Below are 16,995 nucleotides of genomic sequence, written 5' to 3'. Positions count from 1 at the left end.
ACTAAAAAATCGTACAAGTATACATACTCGTATGATTTTACTATACAAATCTATTTTTTCGTGTGGCACCATTCATATATAAATGCTGTTATTACTTTTGTAAATTCAATTAACTGTTCAATTTCAACTTTCTCATTTACAGAATGTGCTTCTTCTAATGTACCTGGTCCATATATAATCGCTGGAATATGAAACTCACTAAACCAACCGCCATCAGTTACCGTTGCAGACATATCTAAAATTGCATTTTTTGATAAAATAGACTCGTGTACTGAGCTAAGTTTTTTTACAGCTGCATGTTCCCTATCTACTTCTAATGAAGGGAAAATTTCACCACGATCTACAATCATTGATTCTCCGCCCCACTTAAATTGTGGCGGATTTTCACTTAACCATGGATCGGCAGCTGCTACCTTTCCAATATATTCTTCAATTTCTTTTATTATTTGTTCATGTGTTTCGTTCGGATAGAAGTGCACTGTTATCCATAACTGGCACTCATCCGCAATAAACGCCGCATGCCTTCCCCCCTCAATAACAGCTGGATTAATTGTTGTTGTTCCAGATGGATAGCCTTCATATGTTTTCATGACTGCCCAGTGACGCTCTAATTCTTGTAAGCTCTGCACAATTTTCATCATTTTTTCAATCGCACTCGCTCCAAATAAACGTCCTCCAGCATGGATCATTTGTCTGCGCGTTGCATCATGAAACGTTTGCGGACTTTTCACTGTAATCCATCCAGTAATGACACCACCTTGCCCTTGCATATGCAAATCACTCGTATCCACTACGACTGCAAAATCAGCATCGTAACCTCGCCTGCAGCATTGAAGTGTTCCTGCCTCTCCAACTTCTTCCCCTATTACTGATTGAAAGATTAAATCTCCAGGTAATTCAATACCAGCTTCTTGTAAAAGTTGAATGGCAAATAGCGCTCCAGCCAGCCCACCTTTCATATCTGCTGCGCCACGTCCAACTAACCAGCCATCTTTTATAAATGGATCAAATGGATCTGTTTCCCACGCCTCATCTGCTGACACTTCAGCTACATCCATATGCCCATTAATAATAAGACTTTTATATGAGTCACTTTTTATTCCTTTTTTTACCCCAACAACGTTCGGATCATTCGGATATACATCCCATTTATTAATACTAAAATTTCGTTTTCTTAAAAACTCTGCAACAAATTCTTGCGCTTCATTTGTATTTCTCGCTGGCGGTGCTGGTGTTTCAAAACGAATTAATGTTTTTGTAAGTTCTAACAATTCCTCTTTCCTTGAATCTATTTGTTTTAACAACTGCGAAATTTCTCGATTCATCGCTAATTCCCCTTTGCATACATAGTATGTTTCCAGCTTTATTTTCACAAAAAAAGAGACTGTTTACAATTTTACAGTCTCCTAATTGATCACTATTATAAACTCTCTACTTCCGTTATATTTGTCTTTTCAATATGCTCTACATTACTTCCCTTATTTCTTGTAGCACGATAAAACAGTAAACAAACAATCATAAATGGAATACCACAATACAATGCCATTCTTTGTTCTGGAATAAAGGCCATGCCAACGATTACTGTTACATTTAATACTAACGCAAGCAGTGGTACGAATGGATACAGCGGTGTTTTAAATTTCAGGTCTTTGACATCCCCGCCCTGCTTTATGTATGACCTTCTAGCTAATAAGTTAGATAGAGCAATAGATGCCCAAACTAGTATCGCTCCAAATCCAGCGATAGAAAGCAGCCATAAATAAACTGTATCTTCCGCATAAATACCTGATAATAATGAGAGACAACCTACAATTGTGCTTACAATCAATGCATAAATAGGAACACCGTTTTTAGATAACTTACCAAAAATCGGACTAATCATTCCTTGATTAGACATAGACCATAGCATACGAGAAGTTGCATATAATCCTGAATTCGCAACGGATAGTACCGCTGTAATAATAACGAAGTTTATAATATCAGCTGCATAAGGAATACCAATTTTATCAAATACAACTACGAATGGACTTTCTATCACTCCTGCTTGCTGCCATGGGAATAATCCTGCAAGAATGAAAATAGATAATACAAAGAACACGAGTATACGCCAAACTGTATTATTAATTGCCTTTGGGATTGTTTTTTCTGGATTTTCACTCTCACCTGCTGCAATACCGACTAGTTCTGTTCCTTGGAAGGAAAAATTAACAGCAATCATCGTAATTAAAATAGCGGATAATCCATTTGGAAACAATCCACCATAATCAGTAAAACTAGAGAACATTGGTGCTGGTTCATTTCCTTTCATATCTAGAAAACCAAACATTGCTGCCCCGCCCAAAATAATAAATGCAATGATTGTAATTACTTTAATACTTGCAAACCAAAATTCAACTTCTGCAAAACTTCTTGAAGATAATGCATTGATAGCAAAGAGAAGCACCGCAAACGCTACACACCAAATCCATGACGGTACATCAGGAAACCAACGTTTCATCAAAATACTAACTGCAATTAATTCAATACCTATCGTAGCAGACCAGTTTAACCACGACATCCATCCCACTACATAACCTGCTGCAGGGGAAATATGCTTTGTCGCATACGTTTGATAAGACCCTGCGTCAGGCATCGCAACAGCTAATTCTCCAAGACAGAGCATCGTTAAATACATTACAAATCCACCGACAAGATACGCTACAATTGCTCCTCCAGGTCCAGCCTCATGAATCGTATAACCTGACCCTAAAAAAAGTCCTGTACCAATAACTCCACCGAGTGCAATCATAAATATGTGCCTACTTTTCAATTCTCTTTTTAATCCTTGGTTTTGATCCATCATATAAATCCCCCCTTTTCACTTTGCCAACCCATTTAATGTAAGCGTTTTTAAAAGTATTCAGTGTAAAAATAATGATTTAAAAGAGCAAAAATACACGTCACTTACATTAATCACTGCCTGTTACTAAAAGGTCATCCCTTACTGTTATTAATAATTTTTGATCAGCAATAGCTTGTCCTTCTACTACTTCTAATGATTCAATATAACCACTGATCCCTATCTTAATTTCTACTTTCTGTTTATCTATTGTTTCAATTAATGCTAATTTCTCCCACTCGTATACGTAAGAACTTTCCGTCACAAATAACTTCTCTACTTTTCCATAACAAGGACTATACACACCTTCTATAACTGTCTTCACTTTATAAATTCCTCCCTCTTATTAATTGACACCAAAACGTTGTATATCCTGTAAAAAGTCATATTCTCCCCTCTAGAGATTTCGAATATTATTTATGCAAAATACGTACCAAGTCTCTAATTCATGTATTAAATGAGAGTTTCATACAAAAAAATGTGCACAACCGCAAAATTTTTCGATCATTTAAAAAGTTTTAAACGAAAAATAGCAAAAATTTTTTGCGATTTTATAAGAATTTTAATAAAATTATAAAAAGTCAGTCTTCATAGGGTGAAATGAGGAGAAGATGTTACATGCATACAGAAGAAATTAATTTCAAACAAATTATTGAAATGAATATGCTATATGAAACTTTACTCAATGAACTCGATATCGGGATTCATATTATTAATGAGGAAAGTAAAACGATTGTCTATAACCGCAAAATGATGGAAATTGAATCAATGGATCGCTTAGATGTATTATATAAAAGTCCTTTAGAAATATTTGCATTTGAAGAAAATAAAAATAGTACTCTTATAGAGGCATTAAAATTTGGAAAAACAAAGAAAAATATAAAACAAACGTATTTTAACAATAAAGGACAAGAAATTACAACGATTAACGATACTTTCCCTATAATAGAAAATGGAAAAATTAAAGGCGCTATTGAAATATCAAAAGAAATTAGTAACTTAAAACAAACGATAAAAATAAGTCCTTCTCGAAAACAAAGCACTAAATTTACCTTTGATCACATAATTGGTGATTCTGAAGCCATTCAATCAATCATTACAGAAGGAAAAAGAGTAATTCGTACATCTTCCTCCATACTTCTCGTAGGGGAAACAGGCACTGGTAAAGAACTATTTGCACAAAGCATCCATAATGAAAGTCAGCGTTCAACCAAACCCTTTATTTCACAAAACTGTGCCGCTATACCTGATACCTTAATGGAAAGCCTACTATTTGGCACAAATCGAGGTGCCTTTACAGGAGCAATAGATAAATCAGGCTTATTCGAAGAAGCGAACGGAGGAACTTTGTTATTAGATGAAATCAACTCATTAAGTCCAGCACTTCAAGCGAAGTTACTACGAGCTATACAAGAAAAAACAATACGAAGAATCGGAGGCACACACGAAAAAGAAATTGATGTTCGTATTATAGCAACTATCAATGAAGATCCTTTCGAAGCCATCGCACATAATCGATTAAGAGAAGACTTATATTATCGATTAAGCGTCGTTACTTTATGTCTTCCGCCTTTACGTGAAAGAAAAGAAGATATTCCAGATCTTGTTCAGCACTTTATTGAAAAATATAATACTCAATTTGGGCTCAATGTAACCGATGTAGATGTAAATGTAAGAGAATTTTTCTATGCATACGATTGGCCTGGAAACGTACGGGAGTTGGAACATATAATTGAAGGTTCCATGAACTTGATAGAAGATGAAACCATCATTACAGCGTTTCATATGCCTACTCGCTTTCGTGAACGAATAAAAACAGAATTCAATATGCAACATGCACTAACTAATCACAATACTGATGCACCTAAAACTTTAAAACACACAATAGAAAAAATGGAAAAGAACTACATTAACCAAATTCTTAAAGAACATCATGGCAACATCTCACAAGCTGCAAAATTTTTAGGATTAAGTAGGCAAAACTTACAATATCGAATTAAAAAACTGCATTTACACATATGAAATAAACATGTCTCCAAGTGCAAAAAATAACTTGGTAAAATATGTTATAATAAACATATAACATGCTAGAAAGGGCTATATATATGAGTAATGATAAAAAATTAAAGTTATTACACTACTTATACCTTCTCCCTGCTGTTCTATGTATAATGTTATTCATTAATGGTGATATGAGTAGCTTTCCTTATGCAAAGCTATTAGCAACAATTAGTGGCTCCTTTGCAGCTATTATGCTTGCTGCTTTTTGGAATTTGAAGCTACGTATAAAAAACGAGAAATCTTCGTAATACAAAAAAAATCGAGCTACTTAGCCCGATTTTTTTATTTGCCATTAAAACTCAACATTCTCTAAATACAACCCACTTGCCTCAGCAAGACAATTAATTTGATTGCGCTGCTTTTCCTCTAAAATGTTTGGAATTGCTTCAGCATCTAATTGTCCTAATCCAACTTCAATTAATGCCCCGACAATTTTTCTTACCATATTATGAAGGAAGCCGTTACCACTTACTCTAATTTGTACAAACCCTGCCTCTTCCATCACATCAAGTGTATATACTTCTCGAACCATAGATTTTTTCTTTGATTTCGCATTTGAAAAAGCAGTAAAGTCATGTGAACCAATTAAATGTTTCGCAGCTGCTTTCATGCTTTTCACATTTAATTTTTTATTCACATGCATGCTGTATTTACGCATAAATGGATTTGTATGCTCTTCATTCCAAATTTTATACAGATATGTTTTTGCTTTAGAATTGTAACGAGCATGGAAACGATCATGTACTTCTTCCACATTCGTAATGCTAATATCATTAGGTAAATATTGATTTAAATATTTTTTCACTTTATGTTCCACTAACTTCTCATCACTTTGAAAGTTAGCAACTTGATTCAAAGCATGTACACCAGCGTCTGTTCTACTACAACCAATAATTTCAATTTCTTTTCCGACCATTTCAGATATGACACTTTCGATTTTTCCTTGAATTGTATTATCGTTATTACCGAGACGTTGCCATCCTTTAAAACGTGCACCATCGTACTGAATCGTTAATTTATAATTATGCATAATATTCTCCTTCATAGAAAATATTCCCTCATACCATGAGGGAATATTAATAAACTTTACTTTCTAACAAGCTTCACTACATTTTCTACGTGAGCTGTATGCGGGAACATATCAACTGGTTGCACATACTCCACTTCATAGCTCTTCATTAATGCTTGTACATCACGTGCTAATGAAGAAGGATTACAAGACACGTACACAACTTGTTTCGGCTTCACTTTTAAAATTGTTTCCAGTAATTTATCATCGCAACCTGTACGTGGTGGGTCGACAACAATTACATCTGGACGCCATCCTTCTTTTACCCATTTCGGTAACCATTGTTCAGCTTTACCTGCTTCATATTTCGTATTTGTAAATCCGTGACGCTTTGCATTTTTTCTTGCATCTGCAATCGCTTCTGGAATTACATCCATACCACGTACTTCCGCTGCATCATTTGCAAGCCAAAGACCGATTGTACCAACGCCACAATACGCATCTACAATTTTCTCATCGCCTGTTAACGCAGCGGCTTTTTTTGCTTCATTATATAAAACAACGGTTTGCTCTGGATTCAACTGGAAGAACGCACGTGCTGATAATTCAAATGATAAATCACCAAGTGTTTCTTGAATTACTTCTTTTCCAGCTAATTTAAATGTTTTGTCGCCAAAAATAACAGATGTTTTACGCCAGTTTACATTTTGCATAATTGATTTAACCGCTGGCATCTGTTTTTGTACTTCTGCAATAAATTGTTCTTTATTTGGTAATTCTTCTTTTGTTGTAATAAGTGTAACTTGTACTTCACCTGTTTGAACTGCAGTACGTGTTACAATTGTGCGTACTAAACCTTTTTGTTTTTTCTCATTGTAAATAGAAACATTTAATTTTTCTAAAATACGTCTTACAACTTTTGTCGCTTCATTCGTTGCTTTATGTTGAATCATACAGTGAGCGATATCAATTAACTGATGTGAGTTTTGTTTATATAGCCCTGTAATAACCTTTTCGTCTTTACGCCCCACTTGTAATTGACTCTTATTACGATAATGCCATGGATTTTCCATGCCAAGCGTTGGACGAATTTTCTCTTCCATACTATTTTTCATGTACTTCTCAAATGCTTGTACAACGATATCACGCTTTTGATTCAATTGTTCTTTATAATCTAAATGTTGCAGCTGACAACCGCCACACTCCTCATATACTGGACACGGTGCTTTCACACGATGCGGTGAAGCTTTACGAACTTTTTTCACTTTCGCTTCAGCGAAGCCACGCTGAATTTTCGTTGTTTCTGCAACAACTTCTTCTCCTGGTAATGCCCCTGGAATGAAAACAACTTGTCTCTTAAAATAACCAACGCCTTCTCCGTTAATCCCAAGACGTTTAATTGTCACAGGAAACGTTTGACCAACTTCCAACTTACTCTCATGTTGCTTTTGTATCATTATTACACCTCTACTCTATACTTTTCCATAAATATAACGCTGCATAACTGCAGTATGGTTCACACTCTTGTTTCAATTTTTCTAAAAATGCATCATCAGGTTTATCATCTAATTGAAATATACCTTGCACTGCACGCTGAATCCCAATGTCCGCTTTCGGGAACATATTTTTCCGTCCAAGCCCAAACATTAAAAAGTTTTGCACTGTCCATGCACCAATTCCCCTAATTGGCAACAATTGTGCTGAAATGTCTTCTTCCGTCCCATTTTCTATACTCGCTAAATTTAATGTACCACTGACAATACTTCGACCTAATCCTACTATATATTCAGCCTTTCGCTGACTAAACTTCTGCTCTCTCAATTCTTCTATTGAAATATTTGCTACTATTTCCGGAGTGGGGAAAAAGAATACACCGTTCTTCTCTGTTCCATACCGTTTCACAAATTGTTCTGTTAACACAGTAGCAAATTTCAAATTTATTTGTTGGTGAATGATACAGCGAAGCAGACAAGCAAAATAATCAAATTCTAAAATAATTGGAGTATAAGCATATGTTTCAAATAGTGGACGTAATGATGTGTTTAAAAAATGATTTTGTATATCTTGAAGCGGTTCATTCCAATGAAAAATGGCTCTCATTCGTTTCATGACTTTCTCTGGATCTCCTGTCTGACTAGAAATCCAAAACTGTGGATTTTGAACAGTACCAATCCCTTGTAAGCGAACAACAACCTGTTCCTCGTCGATACAAAGCGGGATATAAATAACTTTCTCATCTAATTGAATGACGTTAAGAGGATCAAAAGATAAACGTTTTAATACTTCTTCAAAATGATACGGATACTCTAACGTAACATGCTCGCTCCACATACGTTTCCCCATCCTTTTTACACATCATTATAGCATGAGAAAACCGTAAGCATACATGCTTACGGTTGATTGCCTTTTACTAAGTCATCTAGACTTTTAAAATGATACCCTTTCTCGCGCAAATCATCAATGATTTTCGCAAGTGCTTCTGCATTATCTTTTGATATTGCATGAAGTAATAAAATAGATCCTGGATGAATCATCGTCATAACATTATTATGCGCATATTGCCATCCTCTTTGCTGATCCACTTTCCAATCCAAAAATGCAAGTGACCAAAATACATTATAATAGCCCATTTCTTTCGTAAGAGCTAACGTTCTTTCACTAAATACACCGCGCGGAGGACGTACATATTTCACTTCTTTTTGCCCAGTTACTTTTTTAATTTCTTCTGTTACACTCGTTAATTCTTCACGAAGTTTCTCATCATTTACCGCTGTAAAATCAGGATGACTCCAAGAATGGTTTCCAATAATGTGTCCTTCATCCTTCATTCTTAACAATAAATCTTTTTGTGTTTTAATGTAATGTCCCGTTACAAAGAAAGTTGCTGGTACTTTTTTCTCTTTTAATACATCTAATATTTTCCCTGTGTATCCATTCTCATATCCATTATCAAATGTCAAATAAATATCTTTTTTCTTCGTATCTCCTAAATAAAACCCGCCATTTTTTTGTAGTAAATCTGTATATAACTTTCCTGCATCTGGTACTGTTTCATTTTTAGGACGCGGGATTCCCCAGTTATGTGGAGTATTTGTATAAGCCAGTGCTGAAACTGGAACAAGTGCCATCATAATTGAAAAAATGAGACCGATATATAACCATTTATATTTCATAAATAGTCTCCTTTCCATATATAATCGTACTTGTAGTTTCTGTTGCAACGCATTCTTTCATGCTGAACATGTTTTTCTATATATACCAAAAAAATGCATCTCGAATCATTCGAGATGCATTTTTTATTTACTTAAATACTGGCTCTTTAAAGCTAGCTAATTTTTCAAGTGATGTTTTATCAACATCTGCATGTAAGCTATTACCATGAGAGTCCATCGTTACAACTGCTTTAAACCCGTCGATACGTAAATGCCACATTGCTTCTGGAATACCAAATTGTAAGAAATCAACATCTTTCACTTCTTTAATACATTCAGCATAATATTGCGCTGCACCACCGATTGCGTTTAAATATACACCGCCATGTTCTTCTAAAGCCGCTAATGTTTTCGCACCCATACCGCCTTTTCCAATGACAGCGCGAATACCGAATTTCTTCATAATATCGCCTTGGTACGGTTCTTCACGAATACTTGTCGTTGGACCTGCCGCTTTAATTTGCCAATTGTCATTGTCATCTTTCACAACAACTGGACCACAGTGGTAAATAATTTGTCCATTTAAATCTACTGGACAATCATTATCCATTAAATGCTTATGGATTGCGTCACGACCTGTATACATCATGCCATTAATTGTTACAACATCACCAACGCGAAGTTCACGAATTTGCTCTTCTGTAATTGGTGCTTCTAATACAATCTCACGTTGCTCTGTTTTTTCTTGTACTTCATGCTGAAGTGTATCTTCCCCTTCTTGATATAGCCAATCCATAATGTCTCCTGTTTCAGGATGGATTTTCACACCAAGGCGACGATATGCCCAGCAATTATACGCAACAGATACATAGAAACTAGCTGGCAAACGATTATAGACGCCAATTTTACAACCAAGTAAAGTTGTTTCTCCGCCAAATCCCATCGTACCAATGCCAAGCTTGTTCGCATTTTCTAATACGTACTCTTCAAGATGTTGTAACTCTGGTACTGGATTGACATCATCTAATGTACGGAATAATTGATTTTTTGCTAATTCATAACCTGATGTGCGGTCTCCCCCGATACCAACACCAATTACACCAGCGCTACATCCTTGCCCTTGTGCTTGATATACTGCATGAAGAAGGCATTTACGAATCCCTTCTAAATCACGGCCAGCTCGTCCAAGTCCTTCTAGTTCACACGGTAAGCTATATTGAATATTTTTATTCTCACAGCCACCACCTTTTAGGATTAAACGTGCATCAATATAATCTTTTTCCCATTGTTCAAACTTAATCACCGGCGTACCTGGTCCTAAATTATTTCCACTATTATCTCCAAAAAGAGAATCAACAGAATTGGGACGAAGTTTACCATCTTTTGTCGCCCGCTCAAGCGCATTATAGATAGCTTCCTTCAACTTTAATTGATTCACACCAACTGGTGTATAAATTTTAAACGTTGGCATCCCTGTATCTTGGCAAATCGGCGAGATGTTATCATCAGCCATTTTAATATTATTTGTAATTGTGCCAAGTGCCATCGCAGAACGAGTCCCTGCATTTTCTCGCTCTTTCGCTTGTTGAATCGCACGACGAACATCTTTCGGTAAGTTCGTTGACGTTTCAACAATTAGTTGATACATGCTTTCTTGAAGCTTTTCCATTGTTACTTCCCCCTCAATTGTGAACGCTACCAAAACGTTATGAGCTGAAAATTCAATTGTTATGCTCTTTAGCTATTTATTTCACGCTATTAGAGCATAAATGAAATTTTTCACAACTTGATTATACCTCTTTTTCTATCGTCCTTCTATTACCCGAACAGAAAAAGGCTACCAAATTGGAATTGGTAGCCTTTTTAATATATTATTCGTCTTTTTTAAATTGCTCACATTTTAATTCTAATTCATCTAACATTGCAAGAAGACGATCTACATCTTCTAATTCTACTTCTTCGGGTTCAATTGTATCAATTACTTCAATGAACATATTTAAACGTTCTTTTAAATATACTAATTGTGTATCTTTATCTTGAATTGCTTTTCCCATGAAGGCACTCTCCTTTTAATTCGAGTTGCTTTTATTATACCGCAAAAACGATTGCTATGGGCATGAAATTTCATCAATTTTGTCACAGTCATCCACTATAATGTAAGCCCTCTCTCTTTTCATGCTAAAAAGTTTCACTTTATAAAAAGCACATATTCTTCTATTATAGAGAATGGACAAATTGTTATTTCAATAGTCAAAGGAGTATTTCATATGATGATATCACAAAAAATGAAGCCGATTACTCCTTCTTACGATCCATGGGAAGCGTATATGGACCTTGAAGAGTACGGCAAACTACTATTAACAAATGTTGAGTTTACAACGACGACGTTATGCAATATGCGCTGTGAGCATTGCGCTGTTGGTTACACGTTACAGCCGAAAGACCCGAATCCGCTTCCGATGGATCTTTTATTAAAACGATTAGATGAGATTCCTCATTTACGTTCTTTAAGTATTACTGGCGGCGAACCTATGCTTTCAAAAAAATCCGTCGACAACTATGTAACACCACTCTTAAAATATGCCCATGAACGAGGCGTTCGCACTCAAATCAACTCTAACTTAACTATAGATTTAGCACGTTACGAACAGATTATTCCTTATTTAGACGTATTGCATATCTCTCATAACTGGGGAACAATTGATGACTTCGTTGAAGGCGGATTTGCAATGATGGAGCGTAAACCTACTTACGAACAACGTGCAAAATTATTCGAAAGAATGATTACAAATAGTAAGGCTCTATCAGATGCAGGTGTACTTGTATCTGCCGAAACAATGCTAAACAAAAGAACTCTACCACATATTGAACATATTCACCGCCAAATCGTCGAAGAGATGGGCTGTAAACGTCATGAAGTTCATCCAATGTATCCAAGTGACTTCGCGAGTAATCTAGAGATTTTAACAAAAGCTGAAATTCGTGATGCGATTGAGCATTTACTAGAAATTCGCGATGAAAATGTATGGATGTTATTTGGAACTTTACCTTTCTATGCTTGTAGCGATGACGAGCGAGACATTGCCACATTTAAAAAGTTACAAGAGAGCAAAAATGTAACTGTTCGTAACGATCCAGATGGTCGTTCACGCTTAAATGTAAATATTTTTGATGGCAATATTATCGTTACTGATTTTGGTGATGTTCCACTTCTAGGAAACATACAAACAAACACATTACAAGAAGCGTATGAAAAATGGAGCGCTTCAAAAACAGCAAAATCATTAAGCTGTCACTGTCCTGCAGTAAAATGTCTTGGACCAAATGTTCTTGTAAAAAACAGCTACTATCCGACAGAAGATTTCTTATCAAAAACAGCAAATATTACATTATAAAAAAACGTCAGCTTATAAGCTGACGTTTTTTATATTATTGCGAATGAGAAGAAGAAATGAATTTAAAATACAAATAATCATGAATTGGGATAGCAGCACCGATTCCTTGAGAAGTAATATTTTTTACAACAAGCCTTTTTTGATTTCCTTTTAATACAAGGTATACTTCTCCAAATGTTACTTTTCCTTTTTCATTTACTGCTGGTGTATAAGCATATAAATATCCAAGTTGACTCGGACTAATATTATACACACGCTCATGCCCTGTACCATAACCAATAGTCGTTTTAAATGAAAGCGGCAATTGTACTTTTTCAAGTGCTTTGAGAAGCATCATTTTTTTCACATCTGCAGCATCTTTCATATCTGCTGTTAAATCGCCTTCAACCGTCTTTTGTGTTTCTTGCTTATAGCGAAGTGGATATAAACGGTCTCCTCCGCGATTATCGTAAACATTGCGATTTACTTGTTTATATTCCCAATTAACCGATGTATCAATCGATTCATAATGTAAAGCCCATTGCCCTAAATAAATCTTTGCTCGGTACCCTACCGCAAGCGGCGCATTCGAAATTGTCGTTTCATTAAACATTCGAATTAAGTCCGGATTTTCAATTTTAATATTTGCTGTTTTTAATAATTCTTGAGCAAACTTACTCGGCTGTAAACGCGGTAAATCTTGCGCATCATTTGGAAATGTATTGTCTTTAGAAATATTTAAAACAGATGAAGGCATTTTTGTTCCTACTGTTGTCTTTGCAAAACTCATGTTAGGAAATAATAAAATAAACGAGACCATAGTTGAAAGACATATGCTGTATACTCGTTTCACCTGTCTGGCTCCTTCCTATGTAGGTATATATACTACTTCGTTTATTGTTTTCTCTGAGCGCAATTGTTATGCCTATTTTTCATAATAAATAAAAACCAATTCCCATAATGACATACGCCGCTAGTAAAGTGCCACCTTCAAACCAGTTTGTATCTCCATCATTTGAAATCGCAATCGTTAAGAAAACAGCTGTAATCATAGACACAAGTTCTGGTATGGTAAATACTAAAGGCATCCTTTGCGCGAAGAACATAGATAGCAATACTAATACAGGAGCAACAAACATGGCGATTTGTAATGTAGAGCCTATTGCAATTTCGACTGCAATATTTACTTTATTTTTATAAGCCATAATAATTGCAGACGCATGTTCCGCTGCATTCCCAACAATTGCAACGATAATAACCCCTATAAATAACTCTGACCAGCCAAATGACTTTGCAACAGTTTCAAAAGTATGTACGAGTGTCTCTGACACATAAGCTACTGCCAGTGTTGCTATCGCTAAAATAAGGAGCGCCTTCCCTTTCGACCACTCTGGCTCTTCTTCATGCGCTACTTCGTCACTTTTATGTTGATATACACCACGGTGCGTAACTAACTTAAATAGTAATGCAGCAAGGTACATGATAATCATAATAATAGAAACACCTATACTTAATTGATACGTCTTGCCAGCGTCCATCTTCATTGAAAAAATCTCTGGAATAACAAAGGCCACAACAACAGCAAATATTAATAAAGCTGAATTATGCCTTGCATCATATACATTAAAACTTTGTCTTTTGTATTTAAGACCTCCAACAAAGAAAGATAACCCTCCTACCAATAATAAATTTCCAAGTACAGAACCGGTTAAAGAAGCTAACACCACTTCAATTAACCCTGCTTGAAGTGCAAAAATTGAAATGATAAGTTCAACAGCATTACCGAAAGTAGCATTTAATAATCCGCCTATTCTAGGACCAGAAACAATTGCTAAACTCTCTGTTGCTCTCCCCATAAAACCAGCTAATGCGATAATCGTAATACAATACACAGCGAACATAATTGTTTCTGGCCAATGAAGTGTTTTGCCAAGTACAGATAGTGGTACACCTATAAGTGCTACTATAAGAAATATTTTATTAAACATGCTTTTCATCCTTCCATCGTATGTATTTCTCCTCAATATTATTATTATTCTTCTCCTAACTTGTCCGATTTCATCACGATTACGTTTAAAAAATCGACTTAAAGAAAACAGTATGAAAGATATTTAAATTATCTTGTTTAAACAGAGAAAATATAAATTAGGAAAAGAGGTAAAGAATATGCACTTAAAAGAGAAAATTGCAACTATTATTCAAGGACAACGTACTGGTGTATTATCTACAGTACGTAACGAGAAACCTCATAGCGCCTTTATGATGTTTTTCCATGAAGATTTTGTACTATATGTTGCAACAGATCGAAAATCAAAAAAGATAACAGATATCGAAAAAAATCCAAATGTACATGTACTACTCGGACGAGAAGGAAAAAAATTAGATGAAGATTATATTGAAGTTGAAGGGTTAGCTTCAATCGAGGAAGACTCAACATTAAAAAACAAGTTTTGGAATAATAGCTTAAAACGTTGGTTACTCGGTCCTGAAGACCCTAATTACGTATTGATCAAAATCAATCCCGACACAATTTATTACATTGATGGTGCGGGTACGACGGAGCCTGAGTTTTTACGACTATAAAATAAAACAAGCCCCCCCTTAGGTGGGCTTGTTTTGTCGAAAAGTTCTTTTAAAAAAAATAATAAAATAGGTGGAACTTTCCAAAGATTCTGTTATATAATAGCAGTAACTTAAATAAACTGTATTAAAACAGATTGAGAGGAGAAATAAAATTGATGAAGAGAGAAGAACGCAAAAACATGATTGAGTTTATTGAAAAGAAAAAAGGGATTGAGCGTGACGAATTACTGTTTATGACAGACGATGAAGTAGAACATATTTATAATGTAACGTACTTTTTATATGAGGAAATTGCAGAGTAGTATAATAATCCCCACCTTATTAAAAATATAAGGTGGGGATTATTTCGTTATTTAGCCCACTATTTGCAGGCAGTAAAACTCCCACCTTAAAATTCAGGTGGAGCAAGAAGTTAAGTTGAAGTCGCACTTCCTATAAAGCTCAATTGCTTCAACTTTATACATGAGAATCATTTTCATGTATAATACTGTAAGATTGGAGGAATTTTACTATGAGTTCGTGGCTCTTATTTGCACTATTATCAGCAATTGCTGCTGCCCTTGTATCTATTTTTGGAAAGTTTGGTTTAGACGGAATCGATGCAAACGTTGCAACAACAATTCGATCTATTATTATGGCATTATTTATGATAGGCGTTATTATCATACAAGGTAAATTTCAAAATATCGGCGACGTACTGCTAAATAAAAAAGCACTGCTATTTATCACATTAAGTGGGATTGCAGGTGCTTCGTCATGGCTATTTTATTTTCTTGCCCTCAAAACAGGAAAGGTTTCACAAGTAGCTCCTGTCGATAAATTAAGCGTCGTATTTTCTATCATTCTCGCTATGATTATCCTCGGTGAAAAGTTAAACTTTATGACCGGTGTTGGTGTAGTCTTTATTACAGCTGGTGTATTATTTATTGCTTTCAGCTAAAAAAACCGCTATTAGCGGTTTTTCTTTTTCTTTATGTACAACCATACAACACATGTAACAACTGCTGAAATTAATAAAATCCATATTCCATAATGATGTAAACTATACTCAACGAAGCGCCACTTCTCGCCTAACTTCCAGCCAAGCCCAATAAAAACACTTATCCAAATGAGCGCACCACCGTAAGCGTACAAACAAAAACGCCAAAGTGTCAAATTTGATACCCCAGCAAAATATGCCGTTAAATGACGTACTCCCGGTATAAAATAACCAATCATTAAAAGAAATGGCCCATATTTTTCAAATAAAATATGTGTTTTTTCAATGTGATGTTCTTTAATTCTAATTTTCGGCCCATATTTCTTTAAAACAGGGAGCCCAAGTTTTAAACCTAATATGTAGCTTAACGTGATCCCTAACATCGCACCAGCCATCCCACTTAAAAAAGCAGCAGTTCCTGACATAACTCCTTTTGAAACATTATAACCAACAAAGGTCAATAAAAACTCGTCTGGTATCGGTAATCCGACAATACCACCAGCCAAAGCTATAACAATTCCAAAATAGCCATAATGCGCGATTAACTCGCCAATATGTTGTTCCATTCGGAAGACACATCCTATGCACGATCGTTATTCCACATTGTACCCTTTCTATCTTTAAGGCAAACATGGTATACATATTCACTATACATTGTTTTTATAATGAACTCTACTTCTATTCTTTCCTTTAACAGAGATAAAGTGAAACTTTAATCAGTGGGAGTTTTGTTCATCCTCTACTAATTATTAACCTATGCCAATCTTGCTTCTACAGACATCCCGACTCCCACATAACTTACTTACATTCAACAATTTTGAGATTAGATTCTTACTGCCCGCAAATAACCCGATAAAAAATAAAAATTCATATGCGTGTTTTTTTGTTACAATAAAGGAAAGTTACTTTTCGCAACGGTTTAACTCTCAAGAAAAATGATATATCTAGCAAAAACATAG

At 35.3% G+C, this 16,995-nt stretch carries 18 protein-coding genes; 6 read left to right on the top strand and 12 right to left on the bottom strand.

Going from position 1 to position 16,995, the window contains the following annotated elements:
• Window positions 1-50: 50 nt before the first annotated feature.
• From HFD78_RS24560 to HFD78_RS24550, 3 genes are all read right to left on the bottom strand, one after another.
• On the bottom strand, window positions 51-1,325 hold the full coding sequence (locus tag HFD78_RS24560) for an acetylornithine deacetylase (protein ID WP_001078357.1): 1,275 nt from the start codon (window positions 1,323-1,325) through the stop codon (window positions 51-53).
• 95 nt (window positions 1,326-1,420) lie between these two features.
• Window positions 1,421-2,842 carry an amino acid permease gene (locus HFD78_RS24555; RefSeq protein WP_000969240.1) on the bottom strand — a complete coding sequence of 474 codons (1,422 nt, stop codon included), beginning with the start codon at window positions 2,840-2,842 and terminating at the stop codon, window positions 1,421-1,423.
• A gap of 106 nt (window positions 2,843-2,948) precedes the next feature.
• Complete coding sequence (locus HFD78_RS24550; RefSeq protein WP_000859489.1) at window positions 2,949-3,203, bottom strand: biotin/lipoyl attachment domain-containing protein; 255 nt, start codon at window positions 3,201-3,203, stop codon at window positions 2,949-2,951.
• A gap of 293 nt (window positions 3,204-3,496) precedes the next feature.
• Between HFD78_RS24550 and HFD78_RS24545 the strand changes: the two genes are divergently transcribed.
• Entirely contained in the window at window positions 3,497-4,900 is a 1,404-nt protein-coding gene (locus tag HFD78_RS24545) for a sigma-54 interaction domain-containing protein (protein WP_000556689.1), read from the top strand.
• An 83-nt stretch (window positions 4,901-4,983) separates the two neighbouring features.
• Window positions 4,984-5,187 (top strand): hypothetical protein, encoded by a 204-nt coding sequence (locus HFD78_RS24540; protein WP_000063853.1) that lies wholly within the window; start codon window positions 4,984-4,986, stop codon window positions 5,185-5,187.
• Window positions 5,188-5,231: 44 nt separating this feature from the next.
• Here HFD78_RS24540 and truA read toward each other — a convergent pair whose 3' ends face one another.
• The 6 genes from truA to HFD78_RS24510 all read right to left on the bottom strand — a co-directional run bounded on the left by truA (window position 5,232) and on the right by HFD78_RS24510 (window position 11,154).
• Window positions 5,232-5,969, bottom strand: coding sequence for a tRNA pseudouridine(38-40) synthase TruA (gene truA / locus HFD78_RS24535; RefSeq protein WP_000553117.1), 738 nt, complete (start codon window positions 5,967-5,969; stop codon window positions 5,232-5,234).
• A gap of 56 nt (window positions 5,970-6,025) precedes the next feature.
• Window positions 6,026-7,405 (bottom strand): 23S rRNA (uracil(1939)-C(5))-methyltransferase RlmD, encoded by a 1,380-nt coding sequence (gene rlmD / locus HFD78_RS24530; RefSeq protein ID WP_000615200.1) that lies wholly within the window; start codon window positions 7,403-7,405, stop codon window positions 6,026-6,028.
• 10 nt (window positions 7,406-7,415) lie between these two features.
• Complete coding sequence (locus HFD78_RS24525; protein ID WP_000269425.1) at window positions 7,416-8,279, bottom strand: DNA-3-methyladenine glycosylase family protein; 864 nt, start codon at window positions 8,277-8,279, stop codon at window positions 7,416-7,418.
• A gap of 59 nt (window positions 8,280-8,338) precedes the next feature.
• On the bottom strand, window positions 8,339-9,121 hold the full coding sequence (pdaA, locus tag HFD78_RS24520; RefSeq protein ID WP_000875956.1) for a delta-lactam-biosynthetic de-N-acetylase: 783 nt from the start codon (window positions 9,119-9,121) through the stop codon (window positions 8,339-8,341).
• 127 nt (window positions 9,122-9,248) lie between these two features.
• On the bottom strand, window positions 9,249-10,769 hold the full coding sequence (gene fumA, locus HFD78_RS24515; RefSeq protein WP_000413520.1) for a class I fumarate hydratase: 1,521 nt from the start codon (window positions 10,767-10,769) through the stop codon (window positions 9,249-9,251).
• A 202-nt stretch (window positions 10,770-10,971) separates the two neighbouring features.
• On the bottom strand, window positions 10,972-11,154 hold the full coding sequence (locus HFD78_RS24510) for an SE1561 family protein (protein ID WP_000513558.1): 183 nt from the start codon (window positions 11,152-11,154) through the stop codon (window positions 10,972-10,974).
• A gap of 213 nt (window positions 11,155-11,367) precedes the next feature.
• Between HFD78_RS24510 and yfkAB the strand changes: the two genes are divergently transcribed.
• On the top strand, window positions 11,368-12,495 hold the full coding sequence (gene yfkAB, locus HFD78_RS24505; protein ID WP_000973550.1) for a radical SAM/CxCxxxxC motif protein YfkAB: 1,128 nt from the start codon (window positions 11,368-11,370) through the stop codon (window positions 12,493-12,495).
• Window positions 12,496-12,529: 34 nt separating this feature from the next.
• On the opposite strand, the gene HFD78_RS24500 is transcribed toward yfkAB, so the two are convergent.
• Both HFD78_RS24500 and cax read right to left on the bottom strand, forming a co-directional pair.
• Window positions 12,530-13,327 carry a YfkD famly protein gene (locus tag HFD78_RS24500; RefSeq protein ID WP_033667871.1) on the bottom strand — a complete coding sequence of 266 codons (798 nt, stop codon included), beginning with the start codon at window positions 13,325-13,327 and terminating at the stop codon, window positions 12,530-12,532.
• 79 nt (window positions 13,328-13,406) lie between these two features.
• Window positions 13,407-14,462: a calcium/proton exchanger gene (gene cax / locus HFD78_RS24495; protein WP_000482134.1), complete on the bottom strand. Its 1,056-nt coding sequence runs from the start codon at window positions 14,460-14,462 to the stop codon at window positions 13,407-13,409.
• A 178-nt stretch (window positions 14,463-14,640) separates the two neighbouring features.
• On the opposite strand from cax, the gene HFD78_RS24490 reads away from it, so the two are divergent.
• The 3 genes from HFD78_RS24490 to HFD78_RS24480 all read left to right on the top strand — a co-directional run bounded on the left by HFD78_RS24490 (window position 14,641) and on the right by HFD78_RS24480 (window position 15,997).
• Window positions 14,641-15,057: a pyridoxamine 5'-phosphate oxidase family protein gene (locus HFD78_RS24490; RefSeq protein WP_000550211.1), complete on the top strand. Its 417-nt coding sequence runs from the start codon at window positions 14,641-14,643 to the stop codon at window positions 15,055-15,057.
• A gap of 155 nt (window positions 15,058-15,212) precedes the next feature.
• On the top strand, window positions 15,213-15,359 hold the full coding sequence (locus tag HFD78_RS24485; RefSeq protein WP_000817786.1) for a BH0509 family protein: 147 nt from the start codon (window positions 15,213-15,215) through the stop codon (window positions 15,357-15,359).
• A gap of 209 nt (window positions 15,360-15,568) precedes the next feature.
• Window positions 15,569-15,997 carry an EamA family transporter gene (locus HFD78_RS24480; protein WP_000100295.1) on the top strand — a complete coding sequence of 143 codons (429 nt, stop codon included), beginning with the start codon at window positions 15,569-15,571 and terminating at the stop codon, window positions 15,995-15,997.
• 11 nt (window positions 15,998-16,008) lie between these two features.
• Here HFD78_RS24480 and HFD78_RS24475 read toward each other — a convergent pair whose 3' ends face one another.
• On the bottom strand, window positions 16,009-16,602 hold the full coding sequence (locus HFD78_RS24475) for a DedA family protein (RefSeq protein WP_000434878.1): 594 nt from the start codon (window positions 16,600-16,602) through the stop codon (window positions 16,009-16,011).
• Window positions 16,603-16,995 lie beyond the last annotated feature (393 nt).

The sequence above is a fragment of the Bacillus sp. EKM501B genome, assembly GCF_011800505.1.
Taxonomy (GTDB): Bacteria; Bacillota; Bacilli; order Bacillales; family Bacillaceae_G; genus Bacillus_A; species Bacillus_A cereus.
This window is presented reverse-complemented; position numbering and strand designations above follow the sequence as displayed.